Source organism: Flaviramulus basaltis, assembly GCF_900114265.1.
Classification (GTDB): Bacteria; Bacteroidota; Bacteroidia; order Flavobacteriales; family Flavobacteriaceae; genus Flaviramulus; species Flaviramulus basaltis.
Genome location: NZ_FPKV01000005.1, coordinates 51,145 through 76,482 on the forward strand (window position 1 = coordinate 51,145; position 25,338 = coordinate 76,482).

27 protein-coding genes and 1 pseudogene are annotated in these 25,338 nt (G+C 36.5%); all 28 read right to left on the minus strand.

The window, feature by feature from the left end:
• Nucleotides 1-10: 10 nt before the first annotated feature.
• Complete coding sequence (locus BT151_RS16710) at nucleotides 11-2,518, minus strand: heavy metal translocating P-type ATPase (protein WP_072403509.1); 2,508 nt, start codon at nucleotides 2,516-2,518, stop codon at nucleotides 11-13.
• A 9-nt stretch (nucleotides 2,519-2,527) separates the two neighbouring features.
• The gene (locus BT151_RS16715) at nucleotides 2,528-2,875 is read right to left on the minus strand and encodes a SpoIIAA family protein (RefSeq protein WP_072403510.1); all 348 of its coding nucleotides are present in this window, start codon (nucleotides 2,873-2,875) and stop codon (nucleotides 2,528-2,530) included.
• A gap of 51 nt (nucleotides 2,876-2,926) precedes the next feature.
• The gene (locus tag BT151_RS16720) at nucleotides 2,927-3,358 is read right to left on the minus strand and encodes an MgtC/SapB family protein (RefSeq protein WP_072403511.1); all 432 of its coding nucleotides are present in this window, start codon (nucleotides 3,356-3,358) and stop codon (nucleotides 2,927-2,929) included.
• Nucleotides 3,359-3,404: 46 nt separating this feature from the next.
• Nucleotides 3,405-3,674 carry a zinc ribbon domain-containing protein gene (locus BT151_RS19000; protein ID WP_072403512.1) on the minus strand — a complete coding sequence of 90 codons (270 nt, stop codon included), beginning with the start codon at nucleotides 3,672-3,674 and terminating at the stop codon, nucleotides 3,405-3,407.
• Between the two features lie 64 nt (nucleotides 3,675-3,738).
• A complete protein-coding gene (locus tag BT151_RS16730) occupies nucleotides 3,739-4,095 on the minus strand; it encodes a SpoIIAA family protein (protein ID WP_072403634.1) in 357 nt (118 codons plus the stop codon).
• Between the two features lie 45 nt (nucleotides 4,096-4,140).
• On the minus strand, nucleotides 4,141-4,554 hold the full coding sequence (locus BT151_RS16735) for a Fur family transcriptional regulator (RefSeq protein ID WP_072403513.1): 414 nt from the start codon (nucleotides 4,552-4,554) through the stop codon (nucleotides 4,141-4,143).
• Between the two features lie 15 nt (nucleotides 4,555-4,569).
• On the minus strand, nucleotides 4,570-4,908 hold the full coding sequence (locus BT151_RS16740) for a P-II family nitrogen regulator (protein WP_047418561.1): 339 nt from the start codon (nucleotides 4,906-4,908) through the stop codon (nucleotides 4,570-4,572).
• Nucleotides 4,909-5,023: 115 nt separating this feature from the next.
• Entirely contained in the window at nucleotides 5,024-6,280 is a 1,257-nt protein-coding gene (locus BT151_RS16745; RefSeq protein ID WP_072403514.1) for an efflux RND transporter periplasmic adaptor subunit, read from the minus strand.
• Between the two features lie 15 nt (nucleotides 6,281-6,295).
• Entirely contained in the window at nucleotides 6,296-10,696 is a 4,401-nt protein-coding gene (locus BT151_RS16750; protein ID WP_072403515.1) for a CusA/CzcA family heavy metal efflux RND transporter, read from the minus strand.
• A gap of 120 nt (nucleotides 10,697-10,816) precedes the next feature.
• Nucleotides 10,817-11,188: a hypothetical protein gene (locus tag BT151_RS16755; RefSeq protein WP_072403516.1), complete on the minus strand. Its 372-nt coding sequence runs from the start codon at nucleotides 11,186-11,188 to the stop codon at nucleotides 10,817-10,819.
• Nucleotides 11,189-11,265: 77 nt separating this feature from the next.
• Nucleotides 11,266-11,391, minus strand: a pseudogene (locus BT151_RS18965) (GDCCVxC domain-containing (seleno)protein); the annotation flags it as partial.
• Between the two features lie 26 nt (nucleotides 11,392-11,417).
• Nucleotides 11,418-13,097 (minus strand): mercury(II) reductase, encoded by a 1,680-nt coding sequence (gene merA / locus BT151_RS16760; RefSeq protein ID WP_072403517.1) that lies wholly within the window; start codon nucleotides 13,095-13,097, stop codon nucleotides 11,418-11,420.
• The gene (gene merTP, locus BT151_RS16765; protein ID WP_072403518.1) at nucleotides 13,090-13,701 is read right to left on the minus strand and encodes a mercuric transport protein MerTP; all 612 of its coding nucleotides are present in this window, start codon (nucleotides 13,699-13,701) and stop codon (nucleotides 13,090-13,092) included. Before merTP ends, merA begins: the two co-directional genes overlap by 8 nt.
• An 11-nt stretch (nucleotides 13,702-13,712) precedes the next feature.
• The gene (locus BT151_RS16770) at nucleotides 13,713-14,084 is read right to left on the minus strand and encodes an ArsR/SmtB family transcription factor (protein ID WP_072403519.1); all 372 of its coding nucleotides are present in this window, start codon (nucleotides 14,082-14,084) and stop codon (nucleotides 13,713-13,715) included.
• A 240-nt stretch (nucleotides 14,085-14,324) separates the two neighbouring features.
• Nucleotides 14,325-15,176 (minus strand): heparin lyase I family protein, encoded by an 852-nt coding sequence (locus BT151_RS16775; RefSeq protein WP_072403520.1) that lies wholly within the window; start codon nucleotides 15,174-15,176, stop codon nucleotides 14,325-14,327.
• Between the two features lie 70 nt (nucleotides 15,177-15,246).
• Nucleotides 15,247-16,275 carry a methyltransferase gene (locus BT151_RS16780; protein WP_072403521.1) on the minus strand — a complete coding sequence of 343 codons (1,029 nt, stop codon included), beginning with the start codon at nucleotides 16,273-16,275 and terminating at the stop codon, nucleotides 15,247-15,249.
• Nucleotides 16,276-16,482: 207 nt separating this feature from the next.
• On the minus strand, nucleotides 16,483-17,025 hold the full coding sequence (locus BT151_RS16785; protein ID WP_072403635.1) for a hypothetical protein: 543 nt from the start codon (nucleotides 17,023-17,025) through the stop codon (nucleotides 16,483-16,485).
• Nucleotides 17,026-17,132: 107 nt separating this feature from the next.
• Nucleotides 17,133-17,699 carry a helix-turn-helix domain-containing protein gene (locus tag BT151_RS16790; RefSeq protein ID WP_072403522.1) on the minus strand — a complete coding sequence of 189 codons (567 nt, stop codon included), beginning with the start codon at nucleotides 17,697-17,699 and terminating at the stop codon, nucleotides 17,133-17,135.
• Between the two features lie 181 nt (nucleotides 17,700-17,880).
• On the minus strand, nucleotides 17,881-18,594 hold the full coding sequence (locus BT151_RS16795; RefSeq protein ID WP_072403523.1) for a PepSY domain-containing protein: 714 nt from the start codon (nucleotides 18,592-18,594) through the stop codon (nucleotides 17,881-17,883).
• A gap of 44 nt (nucleotides 18,595-18,638) precedes the next feature.
• The gene (locus BT151_RS16800) at nucleotides 18,639-19,190 is read right to left on the minus strand and encodes a potassium channel family protein (RefSeq protein WP_072403524.1); all 552 of its coding nucleotides are present in this window, start codon (nucleotides 19,188-19,190) and stop codon (nucleotides 18,639-18,641) included.
• A gap of 415 nt (nucleotides 19,191-19,605) precedes the next feature.
• Complete coding sequence (locus BT151_RS16805) at nucleotides 19,606-20,208, minus strand: DUF4136 domain-containing protein (protein ID WP_245794906.1); 603 nt, start codon at nucleotides 20,206-20,208, stop codon at nucleotides 19,606-19,608.
• Between the two features lie 58 nt (nucleotides 20,209-20,266).
• Nucleotides 20,267-21,769 (minus strand): ferredoxin reductase family protein, encoded by a 1,503-nt coding sequence (locus BT151_RS16810; protein WP_084648007.1) that lies wholly within the window; start codon nucleotides 21,767-21,769, stop codon nucleotides 20,267-20,269.
• A 56-nt stretch (nucleotides 21,770-21,825) separates the two neighbouring features.
• The gene (locus tag BT151_RS16815; RefSeq protein WP_072403637.1) at nucleotides 21,826-22,371 is read right to left on the minus strand and encodes a YceI family protein; all 546 of its coding nucleotides are present in this window, start codon (nucleotides 22,369-22,371) and stop codon (nucleotides 21,826-21,828) included.
• 640 nt (nucleotides 22,372-23,011) lie between these two features.
• The gene (locus BT151_RS16820) at nucleotides 23,012-23,557 is read right to left on the minus strand and encodes a DUF3347 domain-containing protein (RefSeq protein ID WP_072403526.1); all 546 of its coding nucleotides are present in this window, start codon (nucleotides 23,555-23,557) and stop codon (nucleotides 23,012-23,014) included.
• Between the two features lie 27 nt (nucleotides 23,558-23,584).
• Nucleotides 23,585-24,034, minus strand: coding sequence for a heme-binding domain-containing protein (locus tag BT151_RS16825; protein WP_072403640.1), 450 nt, complete (start codon nucleotides 24,032-24,034; stop codon nucleotides 23,585-23,587).
• 1 nt (nucleotide 24,035) lies between these two features.
• Nucleotides 24,036-24,725: a DUF3347 domain-containing protein gene (locus BT151_RS16830; RefSeq protein WP_072403527.1), complete on the minus strand. Its 690-nt coding sequence runs from the start codon at nucleotides 24,723-24,725 to the stop codon at nucleotides 24,036-24,038.
• Nucleotides 24,726-24,753: 28 nt separating this feature from the next.
• A complete protein-coding gene (locus tag BT151_RS16835) occupies nucleotides 24,754-25,140 on the minus strand; it encodes a DUF302 domain-containing protein (RefSeq protein WP_072403639.1) in 387 nt (128 codons plus the stop codon).
• Between the two features lie 4 nt (nucleotides 25,141-25,144).
• Nucleotides 25,145-25,333: an SHOCT domain-containing protein gene (locus BT151_RS16840; RefSeq protein WP_072403528.1), complete on the minus strand. Its 189-nt coding sequence runs from the start codon at nucleotides 25,331-25,333 to the stop codon at nucleotides 25,145-25,147.
• Nucleotides 25,334-25,338: the final 5 nt, after the last annotated feature.

Consider the following 25,338-nt stretch of genomic DNA (forward strand, 5'->3'; position numbering starts at 1 on the left):
TTTATTAAATTTATTTTTTATAAGCCAAAAGCCTTAACGCATTAAAAACCACAAGTAACGTTGAGCCTTCGTGGATGACCACTGCAATACCGATATTGGCCCAACCCATAATGGTCGATGGAATAAGCAATGCCACAATACCGAGGCTTACCCAAAGGTTTTGCTTAATAATGGTCTTTGCCTTCCTGCTCAAACCTATGGCAAAGGGCAGGGTTTCCAGTTTATCGGCCATTAGGGCAATGTCCGCTGTTTCCAATGCTACATCACTGCCCGCAGCACCCATTGCGATTCCTACGGTGCTGTTTGCCATTGCAGGGGCATCGTTCACACCGTCGCCTACCATTGCGACTTTGGATTCCTGTTCTTTTAATTTTTTAATGGCATCAACCTTTTCCTCCGGCAACAGGCTTCCCCAGGCATCGGTCAACCCAATTTCTTTAGCAACGGCATCGGCAACCTTTTGATTATCCCCGGTTAGCATTATCATCCGTTTGATGCCGATTTCCTTTAATTTTTTCAGTGTTTCCTTGGCCGCTTCCCGTGGGGTATCCATCAGGGCGATGATACCGATATATTCTTTGTTCCTTCTTATGAGCATTGTGGTATTTCCACCACCTTCAAGTTCTTTTACTTTATTCGATATTTCTTCGGATGGTTTTGCTTCATCGAGGTCTTCGTACAAGTCAAGGTTTCCAATATAGATTTTATCCTTGCTCAAGGACGCTTTGATACCTTTTCCGAGAACCGCTTCTAAATCTGACGCATCGTTAATATCAGTACCTTTCAGACGCTCTTTCCCATCCCTTACGACGGCTTTTGCCAAAGGATGGTCGCTCAATTTTTCAACAGCAACGGCTATCTTTAACAGTTCATTTTCTTCAATATCCCCCAATGGTACCACTTCGGTAAGTTTGGGCTTGCCTTCTGTAAGCGTGCCTGTTTTATCAAAAGCCAAAGCGGTAATGACCCCTAAATCCTCAAGTGGTCGCCCACCTTTGATAAGAACACCGCCACGTGCTGCCCTTGCCACACCGCTTAATACGGCACTTGGTGTTGAAATGGCCAGTGCACAGGGACTTGCAGCTACCAATACCGCCATTGCACGATAAAAGCTGGCACTAAACGGTTCATCAATGACCAGAAAGGCAAAGAGCAGGATGCCAACCAGTATCAGTACGGATGGCACAAAATATCTTTCAAATTTATCGGTCAACAGCTGTGTTGGTGACTTTTGGGTCTGTGCCTCGTTGACCAACTTGACCAAGCGTGATAAGGTTGAATCCTTGGCTTCTTTAATGACCTTTATTTCCAGCGTATTATTACCGTTGATAGTTCCTGCAAAAACACGGTTTTCGTCTTTTATATCATCATCTGCGGAATAGTCCCTGCTCGTATCTTCCACGGGAATTTTGTCCACGGGTACACTTTCCCCGGTAATAGGTGCCTGGTTGACGCTGCTTTTTCCATTGACCACGACGCCATCTGCGGATATTTTACTATTGGGCTTGACCACTATAATATCGCCAATACTCAATTCCTCAATTCCAACTTCTTCGGTCTTGCCATCTTTTTTGAGCAATGCCGTTTTTGGTGCTAAATCTGCCAGTGCCGCAATGGACTTTCGGGCCTTTTCCATTGCATAATGTTCAAGGGCGTGCCCCAAACTAAACAGGAACAGCAACAAGGCACCTTCTGCCCATTCTCCCAAAATGGCTGCCCCAATGGCTGCAACAAGCATTAAGAAGTCAATTTCAAAACCGCCTTTGGCGACGGTCTGTACTGCTTCCTTGGCCGTAAAGAAACCACCGAAAAAGTAAGCACCAATATATAAAGTAAGACTGACCCAATCTGGGATGGATTCTACATAGGAAAGTCCGAAACCTATTCCGAGAAGTGCCCCACAGATAATGGAAAAAATGAGCTCCGTATTTTTACCGAAAATACCACCGTGGGCGTGCTCTTCTCCTTCCCCGTGGGTCTCGCCCTTTGTGGAAGTTTGTTCTTTAGTATCTTCCTTCTTTGAACGCTCCTGTTTTTTGGATGCTTTGGTGTAATCATTTTCGTTTGAAGCACTCCGCTGAATCTGAAGGTTTTCTTTTTCAATTTGTTTACTTATTTCATCAAAATTTGTTTGCTTTTTATCAAATTCAAGTCGTACCATTCCAGAGCCTGAAACGGAAACTTCCAAAACTCCATTGATTGTCAAAAGGCTTTTCTCTATGGAACGAGCCTGCCTTGTGTGTCTGATTCCTTTAACTTCAATGAGCAAATGCCCGTATTTTTCGGTAATCTCGGCACCAGTACTTTCGGCGAGGGATTGAATGCGGTCAATGGAAATGATATCTGGGTCATAATGAAAACAGAGCTGCGGCACATCATCTCCGTTTTCATCGGCAATGTGCACTTTTTCGATGCCCTCTTTAGCTTGTAGTTTTTGAATAAGCCTTTCAACACAAGAATCTTTTTCGTTAGGAACTTGCGGAAGGATGACCGGTATTTTTAGTTGTAGTTTTTCCATTTTTTATTTTTATTTTATCCACTCTTTGGCATCGTCTTTTTCTTCGGTCTTATAAAATTTTATATGAGCTTCTGAAAAAGGAAGCAATACCTCGGTAAATTGCTCCTGCCATTTAACGCTACCCACCAAAGCAACACGCTTTAAATGCTTTTCATTCGGAAGGTTTAATTCAATTCCCTTCCAATGTGCCTCTGCTGTCCAACCTTCAAAATTTTCCATCTCGATGTACCAATACACCTGTGGATGGGTTTTTATATGGTCTGTCAATTCAAGGTTTAGAGTTTCATAGTCTTTTGCGTCAAGTTTATGCTGCGCCACGATATATACCGTACTTTGTTCTTTATAAATTGATATCATTTCTATAATCTTTACAAATCAATATTTTAGCTTAAACACCTTTTCTTATAATTAGCTTTTATTTTTATTTACTTTTTTGAAATAGGGTAATTTTCGGGCGACCAGCAGCAAGATGATAAGTAATGTGCTTGTGATACTCAACAAGTACATCCCAAACCCTAAAGCAATACCTACTCCTGCTGTTGCCCACACTGTAGCGGCCGTGGTTAAACCCACTATAGAGTTGGTTGAATTGTCCTTAAAAATAATTCCCGCTCCCAAAAAACCAATACCAGAAACAATATTTGCAACAATCCGAGTTTGGTCTGCCACATCAATATGTGTATTGATGATTGTTAAAAGTGCGGCTCCAAGACATACAGCTGCATAGGTTCGGATACCGGCGTCGTGGCCGTCAGTTTCCCTGTCGACTCCAATCAAAATCCCCAATAAAACTGCCAACCCTAATCGTGGCAATAACAGTAGTTCAGTTTGTAGGTCCATTGATTATATTTGATTCTGTCTTATAAAATTAATAATCCGTTGTTGTTTACGTTCGGTTGCCGCAATTAGGACAAAATTTGGCATCCAAAAGAATATCCTGCCTGCAATTGTCACATTTTCCTTTACCTAATACTAAACCGCATTTTTGACAAAAGGCCGCACTTAATTCATTTTTCTCATCACATTTTGGGCTTTTTATCTTAACCCTTGAATCTGAATAATTATCTCTGTTTTCATAATCGTGTTTGCGGTTATGTCTCCTTGAATGATGGCCTCCTCTGCCTTTTCCTCCTAACAAATGTTTTAAAAACCCCATAATATTTCGTTATTATTATTACTGTTTTTCAAATTTTAAATCAACATCGATGATTCCATTTTGACTAAATTTCAATCCATTTTTGTGCATTACTTTTTTGCTTTATATCAAAGTATTTTATTTCGGCATTTGTAAAAGGTTTCATAAATCGGGCTACCCAATCGTGCCATTGTTCTTTACCTACTATTGCGATTTTTTCATACTCTTTTTCGTGTGCGGCATCGATTTTTAAATCTTCCCAAAAGCCATTGATATTCCACCCTTCAAAATCTTGCATCTCAAAATACCAACGGATTTTTAACCCCTTATCCAGAATAGTATGTATTATGGGGTGCACTTTTTCAATATCTTTTTGATGTAATTTCCCAATTGCAATTGTTGTGATTACATTTTCTTTCTTAATATCTAATATTTGTAACATTTCTTTAAAATTAAATATAGTGTCCTCATATAGGAAGAGCAATTATTACTTGCTACATTTCTCACAAATGCCCTTTACCACCAAGTTGATATCCTCGGTAATATAACCATCAGGTAAGTTGATGTGAGGGATTTTATGCTCTGTTAAACAGACCGTTTCATTACAATTGTTGCAATGAAAGTGCAAATGAAGGTCGTTGCCGACCTCGCATTCACAATTTTCTTCGCAAAGGGCGTATTTTATAACTCCCGTACCATCCTCGATTTGATGCACAATCCCTTTTTCTTCAAACGCTTTCATAGTCCTAAATAGGGTACTTCTTTCACTGACCTTAAAATCTTTTTCCAAGTCGCCAAGGCTGATGGCCACATTCAACTCTGCCAACCGCTTATAGGTCATAAGGCGCATAGCCGTAGGTCGTATCCCTTTGTTTTCCAGAAGTTGAACTATTTTTTCCATTTGTACTGAAGTGTTTTATAGGTCGTACCGTTTTAAGGAATCCCCAGTTTTAATCTGAAAGGCATCTTCAATATTTGCTATATAGATAATGCCGTCTCCAGGTTCTTCCGTTTTGCCATTTTTTAAAATTATTTCAATGGCAGCTTGGGCTTCCTCATTTTGACAGACCAATTCCAGCTTAACCACAGGACTATCGGTAATACGAAAATCCAACGAAGGTCTTGCACCTTTTGCCTTGAATGCGCCAGTACCTTCTGCTTGTGAAAGGGTCATACTTTCAAATCCATTATCTGATAGTGCTTCAATGACTCTTTGGATTCGGTTCGGTTTTACAAATGCTTTTATTTCTTTCATCTTAAAAATATTTTTATGTTTTAATCGATTTTGAACCGAGCTTGTTTTCTAATTTTTAACTAACTAATTAAGACGATAAACAAACTCGGAATCAAAATCTTTGATTGTTATTGAATTAATGTCCGTGTTCCAGTTCGCCTTTAACCATTTCCGAAGACAGGTTATACGCTCCGTTTATCACGACTTTGGCGTCCTTTGAAACTTCGGCAGGCAGGTTGACTTCAACAAAGCCTAAATCAGTAATACCAACCGTTACGGGTATCATTTTAAATTTCATTTTGTTCGCTTCCATTTCTTCATCTTCATCCAAAATAAAAATAAAGGATTGCTCGCCTTCTTTTATAATGGCAGCTTCCGGTACGGCGAAACCCTTTTTTTCGCCCTGCACTATTCGTCCTTGTACGTACATACCCGGCAATAGGTTTTTATCCTTGTTTTCAATGTCTGCCAGAACTTCCAAAGCTTTTGGGTCGGTGTTGAAGGTTTTGCCCACAGACCGAACGGTTGCTTTAAGCAGTTCATCTGGACGAGAAGCTGTTGAAAAATATATCTGTTGCCCTTTCTTGATTTGCTTTATGTCTTTTTCATATACTTTGAAGTTGACATAGATTTTTGAGTTGTCGCTTATTGAGAACATTTTGGATTGTTGTGCCACGTAATCGCCAAGGCTAATCATTACTTCATCCACATACCCACTTATGGGTGTGGTAATGGGAACAGCGGAATATATTTGGCCTTCCGCCACTTTGTCCGGGTTAATGCCCAACAGTCTCAACTGGGACCGCAAACCATTGACGCTGGATGTTGTGGAACGAAATTTTGACTGCGCCATCTGAAATTCCTTGCCAGAAGAAACACCTTTATCATAAAGGGTCTGCTTACGTTCAAAATCCTGTTTCAAAAAGACCAGTTCGTCATTTTTTTCCTGATAATCTTGTTGCATTGCAATGATATCTGGGTGTTCTATATATGCCAACACCTGACCTTTCTTTACGTTATCTCCAGGGATTACTTTTATGGAACTCACATTTCCACCAACAAAAGGACTTATGTTCGCCTTGTCCTGTGGGAAAAGTTCCAGCGTTCCTGTTACTTTAATGTTGTTCCCTAAATTGCGTTCCTCCAAAGGTTTCATTTCCAAACCTATGGTTTCGGCCTGTTGCTTTGTGAGTTCCACAACGCCTTCTTCCTCGCTGTGACCTTCTTCTTCTCCTTCATTGTGGCCTTCCTCGCCGTGTGCATCTTCCCCAGCTTCATTGGTTTTTGATACACCTTCGGCTTCGTTATGCCCAAGTTCAGATTTTTGGGAATCATTACAACTCATAAACATAAGTGTAAATAATACGGTACTTACTAATAGTATATTCTTCATTTTTCTTTTTTTAGATTATAGATTACCCAGTTGGTATTGCAGCTCGACGAACTGCTGATTAAATTGATTTATAAACTGCAAATGGTTTTGTTTGATTCTGATAGCACTATTAAGAATTGTAATGTAGTTTACATAGTCTATTTCACCTTCTTTTGATGCCAGTTCTGCCGTAGCGATTTGCTGTTCTGCCAAAAGTAATGCGCCTTCCTCATAATAGGAAAGGGTTTTTTTGGTCTTTTCCAATGATTTTAATAGTTGGGAAACCCTACTTTCGGTCATTGCTTTTTGTTCGAGATATTGGTTCTCGGCAACCATAGCATCTGCCTTGGCAGCCTTTACCCTTGATTTCTGTGGAAAGAACCAAAGCGGTATGCTAATACCGGCCTGATATGCGCTAAAGCCAGACACATCATTGTACTTCAATTTATCATAACTTATGCTGAATTTTGGTAGGAACTCGGATTTTTCAACACCTATATTCGCTTTGCTTACTTCGGCATTTTGCATAGCATATTGAAGCAAAGGATTATTGGCTGCGGAAGCCGAATCCAAATTGGCCAAAAAATCCATTGGTTCATAGGTCAAATTCACAGTTTCAATTTCTTGGTCAATGCCCAAATACTGCTTCAATGCTCTTTTTGCAATTTCAATATCATCATAGGCTTGTTGCCTTAATACTTGAATCTGCTGATATTCGGAAGAAGCCGCAATAAATTCCAGCTTGCCTGTTTCCCCTGTATCATAGCGCAATTCGGCAGCCGTCCTAAAGTTGGCATAAACACTGTCCAACTGTTCCGCAAAACGCAATTGTGCTTTGTTATAATTGATAAGGTCATACGCCTGCATCACATTACGAATCAATTGCTGCTCATTGACAGCATAGAATTTTTCGCCCAATTTAACCCGTTCTTTATAGAACTTGTTTTTTGAAAAACCAGAAAGCAAATCAATATTGCCCTGTTGTACGCCATACGTACGCAATATTCCTTGTTGCACCCCTTGGTCTTCTCTACCGGTATATAAAGAGGTGCTCCCCAAATCAAAACTTGTTCCTTTCATCGCCTGTTCTCTTTGGATTAAAGCTTGACTTTCCTTTAGGGAAGGATAATTTTCCTTGGCCATAGATATGGCTTCTTCCAAAGTAATTGTTTGAGCCATCTGGCTATTCTGCGCAGTAGCGGAATTTGAGGTCAGAAAGCCTCCCAAACTCAATAATATAATAATAACCGTTGCGCCTTTCTTAATGTAACTTGTGTCACCACCATTATCCTTCTTTTCTTTTCGGGATTCAAGCCAATAGTATAATACGGGGAGAACCACAAGCGTTAAAAACGTCGCTGTAAGTAATCCACCAATAACCACCGTTGCCAATGGTCGCTGCACTTCTGCACCTCCAGAGGTAGAAATCGCCATTGGGATAAAGCCCATAATGGCTGCCGTTGCCGTAAGCAAAATTGGACGTAAGCGTTCGTGCGTTGCTTCGTATATTCGTTTTTTTAAGTCTGTCATTCCACTTTCTTTTAGTTCATTGAATTTGTTTATCAGTACCAATCCGTTTAAAACCGCAACTCCAAAGAGCACAATAAAACCAACACCTGCCGATATACTAAAAGGCATTCCTCGTATCAATAGTGCAAACACGCCACCAATGGCCGCCAATGGCACTGCCATATAAATCATTAATGATTGCGAGAACGAACTCAATGCAAAATAGAGCAATATGAATATTAGGAAAAGTGCAATAGGCACTACAATCATCAATCGGTCTGAAGCACGTTGAAGGTTTTCGAAAGAACCTCCGTAGGTTACAAAATAACCAGGTGGCAGTTTCACGTCCGTTTCTAATTTTTGCTGAATTTCCTCGACCATCGATTTTACATCGCGCCCACGAACATTGACCCCTACCGAAATACGACGAGACGTGTTGTCCCTTGAAATCTGCATCGGACCAGGCTTATAGCTGATATCTGCAACCTCCTTTAAAGGTACTTGCGCTCCGTTTGGCAAATCGATATAAAGATTTTTAAGGCTGTTGATGTCTTGTCGAAATTCCTTCGCCAAACGAATGACCACATCAAACCTTTTTTCGCCTTCAAAAATCACACTTGCCTGTTCTCCAGAAAATGAAGCACTCACATAATCGTTCAGCTTGTCAACGGTTACACCGTATTGTGCCATTTTCGCACGGTTATATACCACCGTCATTTGTGGTAAACCGCTTGTAGCTTCCACATTGAGGTCAGCTGCTCCGGGAACGGTTCTGATGACTGCTGCGATTTCCTGTACCTTGTCTGCCAACACGCCCAAATCTTCTCCGTACAGTTTGATTGCTACGTCCTCACGAACCCCTGTAAGCAATTCATTAAAACGAAGTTCTACAGGTTGGGTAAATACGAAATTTACGCCGGGAACGACTGAAATTTTTTCCTGTATTTTTTCTATGAGTTCTTCTTTACTCTCTGCGGAAGTCCATTTACTCTTATCTTTTTCAAGAATAATGTAACTATCCGCTATATCCATAGGCATTGGGTCTGTTGGTATTTCGGCCACACCAATCCTTGAAACTACCGTTTTTACCTCTGGAAATTCATTGATTAAATTTTGAAGTTTTTTTGAAGCCTCAATGGATTCTGTAAGACTGCTCCCCGGTTTTATCAACGCCTGAAACGCAATATCGCCCTCATCAAATTTTGGAATAAATTCGCCACCCATATTGCTGAAAATAAATCCCGCAATCAATAGCAGGGCAACAGCGCCCATAACGACTCCAGCCCTAAAGCGAAGTGCAAAATTGAGCAATGGTACATAACCTCTGTTTAAACCGGACATTATTTTATCACTAAACCTATCAATCTTGTTTTCAAATTTGGCAAACCAACTATTCTGATTTTTAGCAGGTTTTAGGAACATTGCAGAAATCATTGGAACATACGTAAGACAAAGGATAATCGCTCCTAAAACTGCAAATCCAAAGGTAAATGCCATTGGACGGAACATTTTTCCTTCTACACCCGTTAAAAAGAGAATTGGTGTAAAGACGATAAGGATAATAAGCTGTCCGAAAAATGCCGAATTCATCATCGTACTTGCCGATTCATAGGCTATTTCATCCATTTCAGACTGGTCTATGGCGGTTGTGGTTTTTTTCATCCGTTGATGAATGTGGAATACCATTCCTTCTACAATGATTACAGCACCATCCACGATGATTCCAAAATCGATTGCACCCAAGGACATTAAGTTTGCCCATACACCAAATTGTTTCATCAAGATAAATGCAAAGAGTAATGATAAAGGGATTACCGAAGCTGTAATCAAGCCACCACGGAAACTTCCCAAAAGCAAGACAAGCACAAAAATCACAATCAATGAACCTTCAATAAGGTTTTTTTCAACGGTGCTTGTGGTTCTTCCAATGAGTTCACTTCGGCTTAAAAATGTATCTATGTAAACGCCTTCGGGTAGGGATTTTTGTATTTCTACAATGCGCTTCTCCACATTTTCGACTACGTTGCCTGGGCTTTCGCCTTTCAGCATTAAAATTTGTCCACCAACAGTTTCGTGTCCATCTTGGGTAAACGCACCATAACGCACTTGATTACCATAGCCTACTTTTTCGGCGACATCCCGTATTAAAACAGGGCTTCCGTTTTGTGTGGTTACAACTGTATTTTCCAAATCTTCAATGCTACGTGCCAAACCTTCTCCACGAATGAAATTTGCTTGGTGGTTTTTTTCAATGTAAGCACCACCAGTATTGGCATTGTTCACTTTCAAGGCTTCAAAGACCTGATTCATTGTAATACCGAAACTTTTCAGCTTATTAGGGTTTATGGCAACTTCATACTGCTTTACGTAACCACCAAATGCATTTACCTCAACGACTCCGGGGACTAATGCCATTTGACGTTTTACAATCCAATCCTGAATGGTACGAAGCTCCATGGCATCGTATTTATCTTCGTAGCCCTCTTTTAATTTTAAGGTGTATTGGTAGATTTCGCCCAGACCTGTAGTTATTGGTGCCATAAATGGCGTGCCGAAACCTTCGGGGATTTCTCCAGCAACTTCGGTTAATTTCTCTTGTACCAATTGCCGTGGCAGATAAGTGCCTGCCTCGTCCTTAAAGACAATGGTAACCACAGACAGCCCAAAACGGGATACCGAACGCAGTTCGATAACGTCAGGAAGATTTGCCATTGCCAATTCTACCGGATAGGTAACAAATTGCTCAATATCTTCAGTACCTAAATTTGGGGCAACTGTAATAACCTGTACTTGGTTGTTGGTAATATCGGGTACAGAACCCAGATTTATAGTGGCCATAGACCAAATGCCTATACCAACAAGTGCCACTATAAAGAGCCCAATAATAAATTTATTATTGATGGAAAATGAAATGATTTTGTTAATCATAGAAAAAGTATTAATTCAGTTTAAACATCGCAATGCAATTAGATGCAATGCGTTTATAATGCGATGCTTACTTTGAAAAGCATCACGGTAGGATATAGCTATCCTAAAAAAAAAACTGAATTATACTTGAGGGGGTTGGAAAAGCGATTCCAGATATCTGGAAGTGAAGTTTACTTTATGTAAGTTAAACTGTTTTTTCTCTTCAAACTTTAGTCGATTGGTTAAAGCCGAATTGTTGTTCGCAATAATTAATACTAAAGGATGACAACATTGATTATGGGGATGAACTGGTGAATTCTCCTTAACTGGGTTATTATGATGCCCTTCATTTTTTGCATCATTGTCAATGTAATCTTCAACTACATATTCAAGGAAAGAGTCGCCATAAACTTTATGGTCTTGATAATGGGTAATAATACTTGAAATTTCTTTAATTGGCCCACAAAAGTCCATATCTATGCTAATCCCTTGAAAAAAGAATAGAAGCGACATTGATATGGAAAAGAATATTTTCATAAAGTTTTACAAATATACAAATTAATCGATGCACAGGTTGTGCAAAGAAATTATCAGCAACTTTTATTTTCTTGAATCGGTGGACAGGGTATAATTCCAAAAGAGCAATAAATACAACAGTCTCCTTCTTTTGGTTTTAATACTTTCTCGCAGTTTTCAAATTCATAAAAGAACTGGCATTCCCTTTAAAACCTTTTATTTTGAATTAACTCGCACAGCAACTTAATTTAGAAACATCTTTTCCAAAGGTAATTGCTGCCAGTTTAACAGCTTCCCCTAAAGTTAAATATGGATAAAAACTTTCTGCCAAGTCTTTTACAGTGATTCCAAATTTAATAGCCATACTTAATTGTTGGATGAGTTCGCCACCTTCTGTTGCTATGACTCTTGCGCCTATTAATTTATCGGTTTCAGTGTTGCGCATCAGTTTTATGAACCCTCTGGTATCTTGCGCTGCCAATGCTCTTGGAACGTGAATTAAATCAAGTTTACTGACTTCAAAAGGAATTCCCTTTTTTTCTGCTTCCAATTCGTCCATACCTGCTCCTGCAATTTGAGGGTCTGTAAATACTACCCAAGGTAAAGATGAATAATCCAAAATGGTTTTTGATAATGAAAATGCGTTTTGTACTGCTGCACTGCCTTCGGTTGCTGCTGTATACACAAATGCTGGTGTATTGGTAACATCTCCTGCTGCGTAAATATTGGAAATATTAGTTTCCATTTTTTCGTTAACTAAAATATGTCCTTTTTCTGTCAGGTTTAAGTCAATATTCTTAAGACCTAATTTAGATGTATTTGGTTTTGTTCCTGTAGCTACGACAATATGGCCTTCTTCAATTATTTGAGTGGTAGAGTCATCAGGACATTTGCAATGAATAATAGTGTTGTCGCCATCTTTTTCAAATTTAATGGCTCTAAAATTTGGAAGGATTTCAATCCCTTCAGTTTTCATTTGTGTTTCTAAAACATCTGTAATATCGTTGGTTTGACTACGTAATGGTCTATCTGTAAATTCTATGATACGAACCTTTACTCCCAAGCGGTTATATGCCATTGCAATTTCCAAACCGATATAGCCAGCTCCCATTATGGTTAAGCTTTTTGGTTTTTCTTCTAAATCGAATAAAGATACATTCGTTAAGTAGCCTACTTTATTTAGTCCTTCAATGTTTGGAATGTTTGTTGTTGCTCCTGTTGCTATAATGATGTTAGTTGCGGTGTATGTATCTTTTCCATCTACAAGAATGGTTTTATTATCTACAAATTTTGCCCAACCTTTAAGCATTGTTAAGTTTTTGAAATCACTTACCACATCCATATATTTATGTTGCTGTAATGTGGATACTAATGCTTTTTTGTCTTTTATAATTTGAGTAAAATCAATTTCAACACCTTTGGGTTTAATTCCTTTAAAATTAGAATGTGTTGCGTGATACACTGTTTCGGCAGCTCTAATCAAATTTTTAGAAGGTACACAGCCAACATTGACACAGGTTCCTCCAAAATCTAATCCATCATTTACCATTAATGTTGTTAAGCCAATGCCTTCGGCTTTTATAGCTGCTGAAAATGCTGCTGAACCTCCACCAATAACAATTAAATCGAATTTATTCTTTTCATCATAATCTTTGGTATTTGTAACACAGCAATCTTCCTTTTCAATATCTTCAATAACTGAATAATTTCCTATATTGTTTACTGCATTAATAACATCTTGATTACTTATCTTATTGGTGTCATAAACAAATTTTCCTTCTCCTGTTTCGTGATTTACAATACTACTTACAATTCCGTCTTTAACGTTTAAATCTTTTTCAATATGTGATGAACACCCAGAACAAGTCATTCCGTTGATGTTTAAATTTATTATTTTATTACTCATCTTTTTCTTTATTAATTACTTTATACCCTGTTGAGTTTATTGCTTTTTCTATATCCTCTTTAGTCGTTTTTGTATTATCAAACTCCACTTCTGCGTTTGCCTTTTCATAGGAAGCATTGATATTTACAATACCTTCTAACTCATTAACTGCGTGTTTAACGTGTTCTTCACAAGATGCACAAGTCATCCCTTTAACATCAAAATTTAATGTTTGAATATTGGATTGATTGACTATAACCACTTCTTTCTTATTATCAGGATAAAAAATATGAGCATAATAAGGAAAAGCAATTGAAACCGTTGCAAACAATGTAATACCAACTAAAAAACCTTTGGTTTGATACCATTTTGGTTTTGCATCAACTTCACAACCACAATCATCGGCATTTTTTGGTTTTAAATAATTATACCAGGCATAGCCAATTGCGACTATAGCTAAACCAATTAAATAGGGTCTAAATGGTTTCATCCAAGATAGTGCAGACGCACTTCCTCCAACGCCAGCAATTAATGCTATAACAGGTGGTATGCAACAAGATGATGCTGCTACTGCAGCAAATAAACCTGTGTATGCCGCATTTTTTGATGTTTTTTCTGTTTTCATTTCTTAATAAATTATGCTGTTTTTCTAATTAATTCTATTGATTTAAAAATGCTATTAAATATCTCTGTTTCATCTCTATTTAAAGAATAGTAAAGCGTTTGACCATCTCGTCTTGAATTGATTATTCCTGCATCTTTGATTTTGCGTATATGTTGTGAGATTGCAGGCATACTCATTTTTAGAATATCTGCTAAATCACAAGGGCATAGCTCATTTTCTAAATTCAATAAATAAAGAATTTTCAATCTTACATCGCTTCCGGCAATTGATAAAAGTTTTGTCATTTTTTGAAAACTTCCTTCCATTTCATCCAATGTCTCCATACAGTTTTGTAACTGCTTATGGTTGGCTTCCGCCCTTGTACAGGTTATTTCTAATTTCATAAGTCACTATTATTTTTATTAAAGTTATTCGGTTTGTCGCACAAACATATAATTAATTACGTATTTAAGCAAATACTTAAATAATAAAATAAACATTTGATTAAAGTACTTTATTGTATTACATTATTTACTATATGATTTATAGAATATAGTGATATACCAAACTGTTGCCAAAGTTTGTTTAGTTAATAGTAGTTTTATAGGAAATAGCGTTTAATGAATTCTTTGTTGCAGCAAATTTTATTCCACTTTAATTGAAAAATTATCAACAAATAATTCAATATTACCCGCAGTAGGATTAGCTGTTGCTCCAATTTGCACCCGTTCGTAAAAGGTAGGTTCTTGTAAAGTAAAATCAATTCCTTGGTTTGCAAATACATCACTAAAAACCTGCGCATTTGGCATATTCATAGCACTCTCATTCAGAACTTCTGTTCCGTTAATAAGTAATCTATTAAGTCCGCTTTCGGTATCAGACATTGTCATTTCCCAATGTACCGAAACCCATTGGGTTCTTGGAAAAGCAACATTTGTTTGCTGTAAGGTAGTTCCTGATATTTTTCCTCTTTCAATGGAAAGATAATCATTACCTCCAGACATCATAAGTCTAACTCCAGGACATTGATTTTCCGAACCATAATTGTCTCCAACCGAAGGATCCCAGCAAGAACAACATTCTAAATCAATCAGTAATAGATTTTCTAGGGATTCATTACTATTTATATAAAAATCTGCTGTTATAACTACCTTATCTCCTGCTTTTATATTTAATCCATTTTTCTCAATATCTATTTTCGATAATTGCGAATCCGATTGATATACAAGAAAGCGAAGTGCATTTTGTCCTTCAGAAAATTCAGAATTCGTTATAGAAATTTCATTAATAGCATTTGAAGGGTTGGTTTGTTGTATTGTAGACCATCTAGTACCGTTTGAAGGAAACAGTTCATCTAACAAATCATTTTGGGGTTCAAATCCGTCTTCGAAAATGAAGTTTTGAGTTGTAGACTCTTTGTTGTTTTTATCATCTGTATCGCAAGCCACAAAAATTGACAAGAAAACAACAAAAAGAAAGATTTTATATTGTTTCATAACTTACTAACGCCTCAATTAAAAATTTGTTACTACCGATTACGTCAAAATGTACAACAACAGTTTATTTTTATTTTATAGCAATTACTGCACTTGAAGGTCCGGTCAAAGGCATAACGGAAGTTCGTGTAAAACCACATTCTTTGGCCCAACCATCAAAATCTGCTGCAGAAAAGTCAAAGCCTTCATCTGTTTCTATATTCATAGTTAATGACATCATTAGACCAAAAGCATTTTCACTTCGATTATCATCAATGATATTCTCAATAACGACTAAAACCCCTCCTTGTGGTAGCGCATCATATGCTTTTTTAATTAGCATTTTCTTATCGTCTATTCCCCAGTCATGAAGAATGTTACCCATAGTAATTATATCAGCTTTAGGAAGGGCTTCGTTTAAAAAGTCACCAGATTGTGTAGATATTCTATCATCTAGCCCCATCATAGTAATGTTTTCTCTGGCAATAGGTTCTACAGGTGGCAAGTCAAATGAAACACAAATCATATGTTCATTAGTCTTGGCTACTTGAATGGCAAGATTTGCTCCTGCCCCTCCTATGTCACAAAGTGTTTTATAATTGGTAAAGTCAAACGCTTTAGAGAACATCATGAAATTACCCATTTGGATACCACCCATAGCTTTTAAGAATTCCCTTAATTTTTGCTCATTAGCATATAGGGCTTCAAAAATGGGAACACCACCCGTTTTTGTTTCATTTTGAGGTTTTCCTGTTTTTAGTCCTTCTTCAAGATCGTTCCAAAAAGGATATAAACGATTATTTGCCATTTCAAGCATGCCACCAATGTAACTTAGTTTATTCTTATCGAGAAACAAGTTCGCATCTTCTGCATTACTGTACATTGAAGTTTCCTTTAGTCCACTTCTTTTTAAAAACCCTAATGCAACTAAGGTGTCTAAGAAATCATAAAGACCTCTGTCATGTAGTCCTAATTTTGTCTTGATATCTTGCCCTGACAACTCTCCATTTGCCAGATGTGTAAACAATTCCATATTTACCGCTGTAAGGAGTGTTTTGGATGCCCAAAATCCCATGCCAATTTGCATTATTTTAGAAGGATTTACTGTAGTTGTTTCCATTTTGTTGTGTTTTAATTATTAAATTGATTATTTTATTTTCGTTTCTAAAGCTTGTGTATGCCTAGGTATATAGTTTAACACTATTAATATAGTAAATATAAACCGAACTGACCGGCTGGCAGAAAATACGTAAGTATTTTCGTGATCAAGAAATGTTTTATACTACAAATTCTAATATAAGGCTTAATATCTATTAAAAACAAACAACTATTCCAATTTTAATACTAGCTGAGCAAACTGTACTTCAATAGTCTTATCTATGCCTTCTATTAGGGAATCCAAACCTGTATCTGACACTAAAACCTGACCCCTTGCGCTTATCAAGCATGACATCGCTGCTCCATGCTCAATATGTGTAATGGTGGCTTTAAATTGTGACTTATAAAACTTCCCTTGATAGGTAACGGTTACCAGCCAATCGAAATTGATAGGATCGTGCCGTTTTGATAAAAAATCATGCGAAGGGATTGTGCCGGTAAACCGAAGCATCAAAGGGTCTTCCTGCTCTTGTAAAATGGTATTGATTTTAGAAACATCCGTTGACAAGGTTTTCAGGTCAAGAACACCATTAACTATTTTGGAATCATAATCAAGATATAGGGCCAATTTATGACTTTCTGCCTTGATGGGTTTATTGTTTACCAAAGTCATCATCTTAATGTGACCTTCTTCCGTTTTAAAAGTTTTTTGGGCTGTAACCTCACAAAATGTTATTAAAACAATAATTAAAGTAAATAGTTTTGTTTTCATACTGTTTGTTTTATTTGAATATTTTTTACACTTAAAACTTTTAAAATTGACATCAATAATTCCAAAAAACATCAATTAAAATGAATCTACTTTTTCTTAATAAATTCTTAAATACCATCTAAATGTTTTCTGTTTTTATTTGTACTTTTTTTGAATTTAGTAGGTGTCATTCCAGTAACCTTTTTAAACTGGCTACTCAAATAGGCAACACTACTATAGTTAAGTTTAAAAGCTATTTCACTCAAGTTTAACTCGTCATAAATGATGAGTTCTTTTACACGTTCAATTTTTTGGTTGATGATGTATTGCTCAAACGTGATACTTTCAACAGATGAGAAAAGAGAGCTTAGGTATTTATAATCAAGATGCAGATTTTGACTTATATAATCTGCCCATTTAATATCCAATTCATCTAATGAGTGATGGATTTTATCCACTACTAAAGTTTTCATCTGTTCAATAAGCTGACTTTTACGGTCGTCAATCAAACTAAAGCCAGAATCTTGAAGTGCTTTGGAAAAAGCATTTTTAGTTTCCATATTTAATGATGATGTTAATTCAACCTCTCCTAATTTAATTGAGCTATATGGAATCTCTAGCCCTTGTAAAATATTCGATACTGCCGAGATACATCTTGGACAGACCATATTCTTTATGTGGATAGTCTCACTCATATTCTATTTGCTTTAAAACAATGTCATTCCTGCTTTTGAAAGAGAATAATAATAGGCCATAACCGTTGCTAATATGACAATGATGATTATTGCAATTATACCAATAATTTTATCCTTTCTTGATATATTACTTTTCTTTTGATGCTTACTATTCTTATTCTTTCTTCTATTTCTTCTATTTTCACTCACTTTTTTTCATTTTTATAATTTTCTTAATACTTGGTGAAGAAGTGTACCAAAGCAAAAAACCACTTAATACTGTTATTAAACCCAATATTGAGAATGCCCTTAAAACAATGGTGTTAAAATTGTCTCTTCCTTCATAATCCATAGTATGTGTCATCCATAAAAAGTCGAACCAGCGCCAACTGCGGTGTCTTACGGTTTGGAATTTTCCATCATTCACAGAAACATAGGCTTTAAGTGCTTCATCATTATCATAAGACATCACATATGCTGGTAATAATCTCTCACGATATTCATGTTTTTTATCAACTTCACTAATTAATTTAACATCAATGACCTTTAGGGATTTGTCCATAAATTGATTGGCAACATATAATGCTTCACGTTCTGTAATCCCTTTTTTTAATTCTCCGTTTGATGCATTATAGAGCTGATTTTGATTTATCCAATAATATGGCATATTATCTATATCTCTTATTTCAATGGTCCTGATTCCTTTTGGTACATCTAATTTAGAGGGACTGATAAGATTCTGGAACCCTTTAGGTTGGTAATGTGAATTTCTAAATTGGTCTCCATGAATGTCATCAATATCCGTCCAACTAAAATACAAGCCACTAATGGTCCACATTAAAAATTGAACACCAATGAAAAGACCTAAATAACGGTGAACCTTCCTAATTTTAAGTGCTGTATGCTTGTTTACCATTTTTAATTATTTTTTAATACTTTAAAGTATTGGTTTTAGAAACTTTATTTATCAACATGTATTCGATTAATATTTGCAATACCAAAGACTAGAACGAAAAAGCTTAAAAACACTTCCAACATTACCATTATTTTTCCTGAAACAGAAATAGGTACGATATCTCCAAAGCCAACGGAAGAAAAGGTGATTAAACTGAAATATAAAAATTCGAAAAATTGCCGAATAAATGAGCCATTTCCTGTGAGTGATGTTTTAAAGCTATCAACATCCATTATATAAAGGGTGTAATAGTCAAACGAAAACGAAAAAACAATTAAAAGGATTAAGACTCCAAAAAGTATTAGTACATGACTAAGCTTATGGCTTTCTCCAATTATTTTACTCAACTGTATAAATGTTAATCGCACAATAAAAAAGGTTTTTATAAATGCTAAAAATACTATAATATAAGATAAGAATGGATGCGTAACATTAAGGGATGCAAATAGTACATAACTAAGCGATAAAGTAACAACTACAGTTGTCGTTAATAAAAGCTTCTTAAATAGCTGTTTATAGAATCCTTTAAACTCAGATATGCTGCTTTTTTTTTGCATTATTAAATAAAAAAATTTTAACCGAATAGCTGAACTATCAAAGCTCCCAATACTATAACCGTAATTATTGTGTAAAGTAAATAATTAAACCAGGTTCTTAGGTCCGTTTGTTTTGTTTTGTTTTTACAATACGTTTTACAACATTCTTTCATCTAAATCCTATATTAAATTCTAGTATCGTTCATTAAACTTCTCCTTTTTAAAGTTTCTGTATCGCCTGACATAGGAAGAGAGATGCTATTAATCAATCACTTAGGGAAAATTTCTCTCTCCCTTGTACAGGCTACTTTTAACCAAATCAACTTTTTTAAAATTTTTTGTGCCTAACTAGGGAAGGGTTAAACACTAACCATCAATATTGACCCTTCCCTAAATTAGGGCTTTTTTTCTTGATATTTTTTATATCATTTTAAGCTCAGTTTTTTGTGGTATTTCCAAATTGATATTTTGCAAATATTTTTACCACGGCCTCTTTGATTTCTTTTTGTTTATCATTTGTATCTGCGTGGAGCACATCTGGCGCAAATCCCTGCCAGACCAGTTGACGGCGGGACATATCTATGAGCTCTACAACCACACCACCTTCCTTGTGCTCTTCAGAAGATTGATAATTGCCGTAATAGCCATAGCCGTAAGACCCAAAATGGCCATAGCCGTGACCGTAGAATGGAAAATACGGATAGCTGCCGGAATTGTAGTTTATATTTCTGGTTTTGACCACAATACGTGAATCTACCAATAAATCAGGATTGGCTTTGTCCATTACATATCCTTTCTTTTCCATTTCGTCCTGAATGGCCGACTTTAGTCTTTTTTTGATCAATGTATTGACAAAGAGCGGTTCTTCTTCCTTTCCGCTATCTATTTGAAAATCATCTGACCAATAGAAGGTCTTGTATGTCCCAAACTGTGCCTCACGGTCATAATCGGTAACAATGGCCGAAGAACTGACCGAACAACTGACTGCGGTAGCTGCTATTAAAAGGCAGGCTACCATTGTTTTTAATGTTCTCATCATTTATTTATTTAGTTAAACATTTATTTTTATTTTTTTACATTTGGTATTCCATCACTACTTAGTTTAGTTCCCTATTTAAAGTGAGGCTGCTTGAGGCACTGTGTTCGTTTTCCAGTGTATCGTCCCCAAATAATTCCCAGCCGGATCGAAGGCCTGCAAACACAATAACCAACACTATTAAAGCCATAACAATAAGCCTAGAAACCAATTGGGCTTGTTTTTTATGATGGGTAGTGGGTGAGCCAGATACCGCAAGCCCAAACATTTCACTGTGTATTTTAGTTAGTGGAACTTGCAATTGTCTCAAATCCTTGATTACAGCGTTGATCATAAGTGGAGGACCACATACATAATAATCATTTTGTAGGAGCGAGCCTGAACAGTATTTTTCCAATAATTTAGTATCGAACCGTCCTTTTTCCCCTTCCCAATTATCTTGCTTACTGAGTATGTGTACCACTTTTAATTTAAGGGATGTGTTTTCTGAGATATGGTATAATTCTTCCCTAAAGGCAATGTCCGACTCGGTAGCATTAAAATAGAATAGGGTTACTTCCCGCTGCTCGTCCTTGTCTGCCATATACTGCAACATACTTGCAAATGGCGTTATACCAATGCCTCCCGCAATAAATACTATAGACCCCGAATGTGATTTTTCTAAATGGGACATCTTGCCGAATGGCCCTATGATTTTAACCTTATCACCTTTTTGAAGTTGGTGTATCTGGCTTGTAAAGTCACCAGAAGCCTTTATGGTAGATGCCAAATGTAACTTTTGGCTTGGGCTTGAGGATATGGTAAATGGATGCTCTTCAGGCTTTAAATGCTTACAATCCGTAAATTTGATAAAATGGAACTGTCCTGGGTTATGCGAATAGGGTGCATTCCCGTTTACAGGTACAAACTGAACGCTGTACGTATCCTTGGCTTTTTTAACGACATTCAGCACTTCATATTTGGGTGCGAAAGTGAACAAAAAGTACCGTTGCCATATAAAAAAGGCTATGGCAGTAGGTGGGAGAATGAACCATAATACCTGTAAGGGCAGCAACTCCAAATCGTCTCCTGCATAAAAACTGTGCACAAACATTAAGACGAGAATACTGATGGCAAAAACGTTGTGCATCGTTCGCCAATGCTCATAGCGAACACTTATTTTTTTGTGGCCGATACTTACCAAAACCTGAACCAAAAGTATTAAAAACGTGATTTTACCCAGATTGATGTACCACGGTTCGTCATACCCCAAAAGCATATCGAAGGACTGCTCCGATAGGGTAAGCATCACAAAATGAACCATAATAAATACAAATGCCCAAACTCCCATCCTTCTGTGAAAATCGATTAAGTTGTTATAGGCAAACAAGCGGTCTAGCCATTTTATTCTGGCAGAAATGATAAATTGAAAGAACACCATCATTATACCGGATAAACCCATTAGCATCCCTATTTGCGCAATAAATCCTTCTTTAGTAGTTGGCATTAACCAATACACCATTACCAATGGAATGGCCATCGCTATAAAATAGGTGCTTACTACCAAAATATGTTTTATATTCATCAACTAAATTTTAGAATCTATTAATTAATCTTCCGCAGGGTTTTTATAAATACAGTCTATTTTTCTTTAAGCAACACATCGACCCTTAAGAAGTGTTTGTCTTTAACTTTTATAAATGCAAAGCTTGGGCGTTCCAAATTATAATCGGTAATCAATAATGACCAAGAAGTGTTTAATTGAATAGTACCTTCTGAAACAAGCTCTAAGTTTATGGGAATGTTTATTTGTCGAGTCGTTCCGGCAAGGCTAAAATCACCCTTTGCTTGGACAGATTGAATTCCATTTCGTTTAAAATTAAAACCGCTTATAAATTTTCCTTTGAAAACAACATTGGGATATTTTTCCGCTTCAACCAACTGGTACATATGTTCATCCCGTTTTTCATTACCAGTTTTTATGAATTTTACAGGTACTGAAAAAGTTAAGGTTCCGGCCTTAAAATCTATAGTGCCTTTTACATCATTAGATATGCCTTCATATGAGATAAGAGGTGTTTTTGCCTTGAAAGATGCACTTCCTTCCTTAACCACATACTCTTGAGCGTTGAGAAATATGTTGCTTGCCAACAGCAATATTAATAAACAAATCAAATTTTTACCCATTACTGTTTCGTTTTTTAGACCATTCAATCAATTTGAATAAATCTCCTGATAGGTTTTGGTCTCGTTCTCATTCATTCGCTAGAGAACATATTTTTTGTCGATATCATTTCAGTTCTCAATTCCCATTGATTTAAGAAGTTCCTTAAACCCTACAACTGTTCTTATGATAAAAGCTACCCAAGATAAGACCATTGTTGTTATCCTGGTAGGGCATCTAAATTAGATTAAGTGATTTGGACACAGCCCACCCAGAGCAAACATATTCCTTTTATGCTATATCAAGTATCTGCTCGAAAGGCCAATATTCTTTTAAATTATTCTCCAACCAATTGTAGCACTAATGCACCAATCAGTATGGCAGCCAAAATGCCATACAAAATATAATTGAACCATTTTTTGAAGCCACTTTTCTTTTGTTCGGTCTTAATACCAGTCTTGCAACAATCTTTCATCCTATTTGATTTTGTGCCTAACGAGGGAAGGGCCTAACACTAACCATCAACATTTTCACCCTTCCCAGACTAGGACTTTTCTAATACCATAAAATGAAAAGTTTTAACTAACAACCAATCAACAATGAAAAGTTCCTTTTCCATTTTATGAATTAGATATTTTATTCCTTTACTCTAAAAGATATGCTCTAATTATTAATCTCTCTTTGCACTTTTCCACAACTCGGCATTTTTTTGCCTAAGTACGGATTTCTTACATCGTTACTAGTACTCAACCAAGCACTACCCTTATCGTACATTGGGCAAAATTGTTCGTATAATTTTGATGATGTACCAGTAATAGCAACCATATCCGTGATATCCTTACTTAGTGTTTTAAAATGTTCGCGTTGGTGTTCCATTGGACTTTTCGAAATGTGTTCTGCGTGTTCAGTTGCATCTTCAATAATATCAATCAGTTCTTTTTGATCTTCTTTACTATACTTGGTCATATCGAAAGCCTTTAGAGAGGCCATTAGTTTAGTTCCAGCCTGTGCTGCTTTTTTAGTGTCATCACCTACCAATGCATCTTTCATCATAAAATAGTCATTAAGAACTACCTCGGCTTTGGCGTCTTTCATTTTGTCCATGTTCATTTTACCATGATCCATGTTCATTTTTTCCTTTTCCTGTGCATTGGTAAAAGAAACTGCTAACAATAGCATTGCTGCTATACTCATTTTTAAATTTTTCATTTTTATTTGTTTTTAAATTATTGTTTCTTAATTATCTTTTAATTGTGTCAACCATGTAATGACTTTCTTTTTATCATCTTCTGAAAAGCTAGCATCTTTATGTATTAAGGTATATGAACTCAAAGGCATTTCATCATCTTTAATCTGACTTATAATAGATTTTAATTTGCTCTTCTTTCGTCTATCTGAATAGTCAGCCCATTCGTTAAAATTGAGTTCCTCTTTTCCTTTCTTGATATGGTCTTCCATAAACCAGGCAACAGGTTGAATTTTGTTATACCAAGGATAAGCAGTATTGTTGCTGTGGCAATCATAACAAGAAACCTGCAACTTGTTCTCAATCTCTTTAGGGACATCATTAACCAACATAAAATCTGTTTTTGGTACAACATCGCTTTGGTTTCGCTCTGTGGGCACAAACTGTATGCCCACAAACGCTACCAGCAAAACCAAAACTATGATCTTAACAATTTTCATTTTAGTTAATTTGCTTTTTAACATTCCCACAGGTTAGCATTTCACTACCATAAAATGGATTTTTGATGTCTTTGGTTTCGCTCAACCAGCTTACTTTTTTCATTGGGCAATAATCTAGATATAAGGTTTTATCAGTACCTAAAAGGGTAATTAAATCATTAATATCCGTACTCAAGGTTTCAAAATGCTCTCTTTGATGGTCAATAGGGTTTTCTACAATATGTTCTGCTTGTTCCTTGGCACTTTCTGCAATTTCCATATATTCTTGACGGGTTCCATCAGTTAATGTTTTCATATCAAACTTTGAAAAGGCAGCAAGTAATGCTGTACCTCCTTTTGCAGCGTTCTCTTTGCTATCGGTTACTAAAGCATTTTTAATTTGAAAGTAAGCATCAATAATCGCTGAAGTTGCTCCATTTTTTTGGGTAGATACTGCTATATCCCTTGCTTCAGAAGTCATCTCTGCGCTATCTCCATCATGATGCCCATCACTGTTATCGTGAGTTGCTTCTTCATCATGGTGACCATCGCTGTTGTCGTGGTTCATTTCTGAATGATTTTCTTCAGTGCTCATTTCAGATTGATGCTCCTCTTCATTATTTTGTTCTTTTTTTGCATCTTTACATGATGCTACAGTTAGGGTTGCAAATACAATTGCTAAAATTCCCATTGATAATTTTAATTTTCTCATTTTTATTTGTTTTAGTGTTTATTCCTTTTTAAAGTTTTTCAATTACATTTTTAAGTTTAGCAGTTATTTCATCGGCAATTTCCATCAATTGCTTGTTATCTACTGCCATCATAGAAGCCATCGGGTTAATTGCTGCCACTTCTACAATTCCGGGATTAATCTCCTGAACTATGACATTGCATGGCAACATGGTTCCAATTTTATCTTCTGCTTGCAAAGCTTTATGCGCATAGGGTGGATTACAAGCTCCTAATATCCTATACTTTTTAAAGTCTATATCCAGCTTTTTCTTTAAGGTTGCTGTTACATCAATTTCTGTAAGAATGCCAAAACCTTCATCTTTTAGTTCTTTTGTGACTTTTTCGATAACATCTTCAAAAGTTCCACTAACCGTTTTATTAAAATAATACTTCATTTTTTTATTTTTTTGAATTAATGCTTTGTTTTCTTTCTTCATATTCTTCCTTGGTAATTTCACCATTAGCATAGCGTCTGTTTAAAATATCTAAAGGGCGTTCTCTCTTCAGTATTTTATTTCCGTTTTTACCTGCATATAGGATAACCGCAAAGACAATTACTCCCAAAACTATTATCCATGTGTACATCATAACTA

Bases quoted from the DNA above. Each gene is read 5' to 3' on its own strand.
- BT151_RS16710 (WP_072403509.1), bottom strand. From the start codon at position 2,518: ATGGAAAAACTACAACTAAAAATACCGGTCATCCTTCCGCAAGTTCCT.
- BT151_RS16715 (WP_072403510.1), bottom strand. From the start codon at position 2,875: ATGATATCAATTTATAAAGAACAAAGTACGGTATATATCGTGGCGCAG.
- BT151_RS16720 (WP_072403511.1), bottom strand. From the start codon at position 3,358: ATGGACCTACAAACTGAACTACTGTTATTGCCACGATTAGGGTTGGCA.
- BT151_RS19000 (WP_072403512.1), bottom strand. From the start codon at position 3,674: ATGGGGTTTTTAAAACATTTGTTAGGAGGAAAAGGCAGAGGAGGCCAT.
- BT151_RS16730 (WP_072403634.1), bottom strand. From the start codon at position 4,095: ATGTTACAAATATTAGATATTAAGAAAGAAAATGTAATCACAACAATT.
- BT151_RS16735 (WP_072403513.1), bottom strand. From the start codon at position 4,554: ATGGAAAAAATAGTTCAACTTCTGGAAAACAAAGGGATACGACCTACG.
- BT151_RS16740 (WP_047418561.1), bottom strand. From the start codon at position 4,908: ATGAAAGAAATAAAAGCATTTGTAAAACCGAACCGAATCCAAAGAGTC.
- BT151_RS16745 (WP_072403514.1), bottom strand. From the start codon at position 6,280: ATGAAGAATATACTATTAGTAAGTACCGTATTATTTACACTTATGTTT.
- BT151_RS16750 (WP_072403515.1), bottom strand. From the start codon at position 10,696: ATGATTAACAAAATCATTTCATTTTCCATCAATAATAAATTTATTATT.
- BT151_RS16755 (WP_072403516.1), bottom strand. From the start codon at position 11,188: ATGTCGCTTCTATTCTTTTTTCAAGGGATTAGCATAGATATGGACTTT.
- merA (WP_072403517.1), bottom strand. From the start codon at position 13,097: ATGAGTAATAAAATAATAAATTTAAACATCAACGGAATGACTTGTTCT.
- merTP (WP_072403518.1), bottom strand. From the start codon at position 13,701: ATGAAAACAGAAAAAACATCAAAAAATGCGGCATACACAGGTTTATTT.
- BT151_RS16770 (WP_072403519.1), bottom strand. From the start codon at position 14,084: ATGAAATTAGAAATAACCTGTACAAGGGCGGAAGCCAACCATAAGCAG.
- BT151_RS16775 (WP_072403520.1), bottom strand. From the start codon at position 15,176: ATGAAACAATATAAAATCTTTCTTTTTGTTGTTTTCTTGTCAATTTTT.
- BT151_RS16780 (WP_072403521.1), bottom strand. From the start codon at position 16,275: ATGGAAACAACTACAGTAAATCCTTCTAAAATAATGCAAATTGGCATG.
- BT151_RS16785 (WP_072403635.1), bottom strand. From the start codon at position 17,025: ATGAAAACAAAACTATTTACTTTAATTATTGTTTTAATAACATTTTGT.
- BT151_RS16790 (WP_072403522.1), bottom strand. From the start codon at position 17,699: ATGAGTGAGACTATCCACATAAAGAATATGGTCTGTCCAAGATGTATC.
- BT151_RS16795 (WP_072403523.1), bottom strand. From the start codon at position 18,594: ATGGTAAACAAGCATACAGCACTTAAAATTAGGAAGGTTCACCGTTAT.
- BT151_RS16800 (WP_072403524.1), bottom strand. From the start codon at position 19,190: ATGCAAAAAAAAAGCAGCATATCTGAGTTTAAAGGATTCTATAAACAG.
- BT151_RS16805 (WP_245794906.1), bottom strand. From the start codon at position 20,208: ATGATGAGAACATTAAAAACAATGGTAGCCTGCCTTTTAATAGCAGCT.
- BT151_RS16810 (WP_084648007.1), bottom strand. From the start codon at position 21,769: ATGAATATAAAACATATTTTGGTAGTAAGCACCTATTTTATAGCGATG.
- BT151_RS16815 (WP_072403637.1), bottom strand. From the start codon at position 22,371: ATGGGTAAAAATTTGATTTGTTTATTAATATTGCTGTTGGCAAGCAAC.
- BT151_RS16820 (WP_072403526.1), bottom strand. From the start codon at position 23,557: ATGAAAAATTTAAAAATGAGTATAGCAGCAATGCTATTGTTAGCAGTT.
- BT151_RS16825 (WP_072403640.1), bottom strand. From the start codon at position 24,034: ATGAAAATTGTTAAGATCATAGTTTTGGTTTTGCTGGTAGCGTTTGTG.
- BT151_RS16830 (WP_072403527.1), bottom strand. From the start codon at position 24,725: ATGAGAAAATTAAAATTATCAATGGGAATTTTAGCAATTGTATTTGCA.
- BT151_RS16835 (WP_072403639.1), bottom strand. From the start codon at position 25,140: ATGAAGTATTATTTTAATAAAACGGTTAGTGGAACTTTTGAAGATGTT.
- BT151_RS16840 (WP_072403528.1), bottom strand. From the start codon at position 25,333: ATGATGTACACATGGATAATAGTTTTGGGAGTAATTGTCTTTGCGGTT.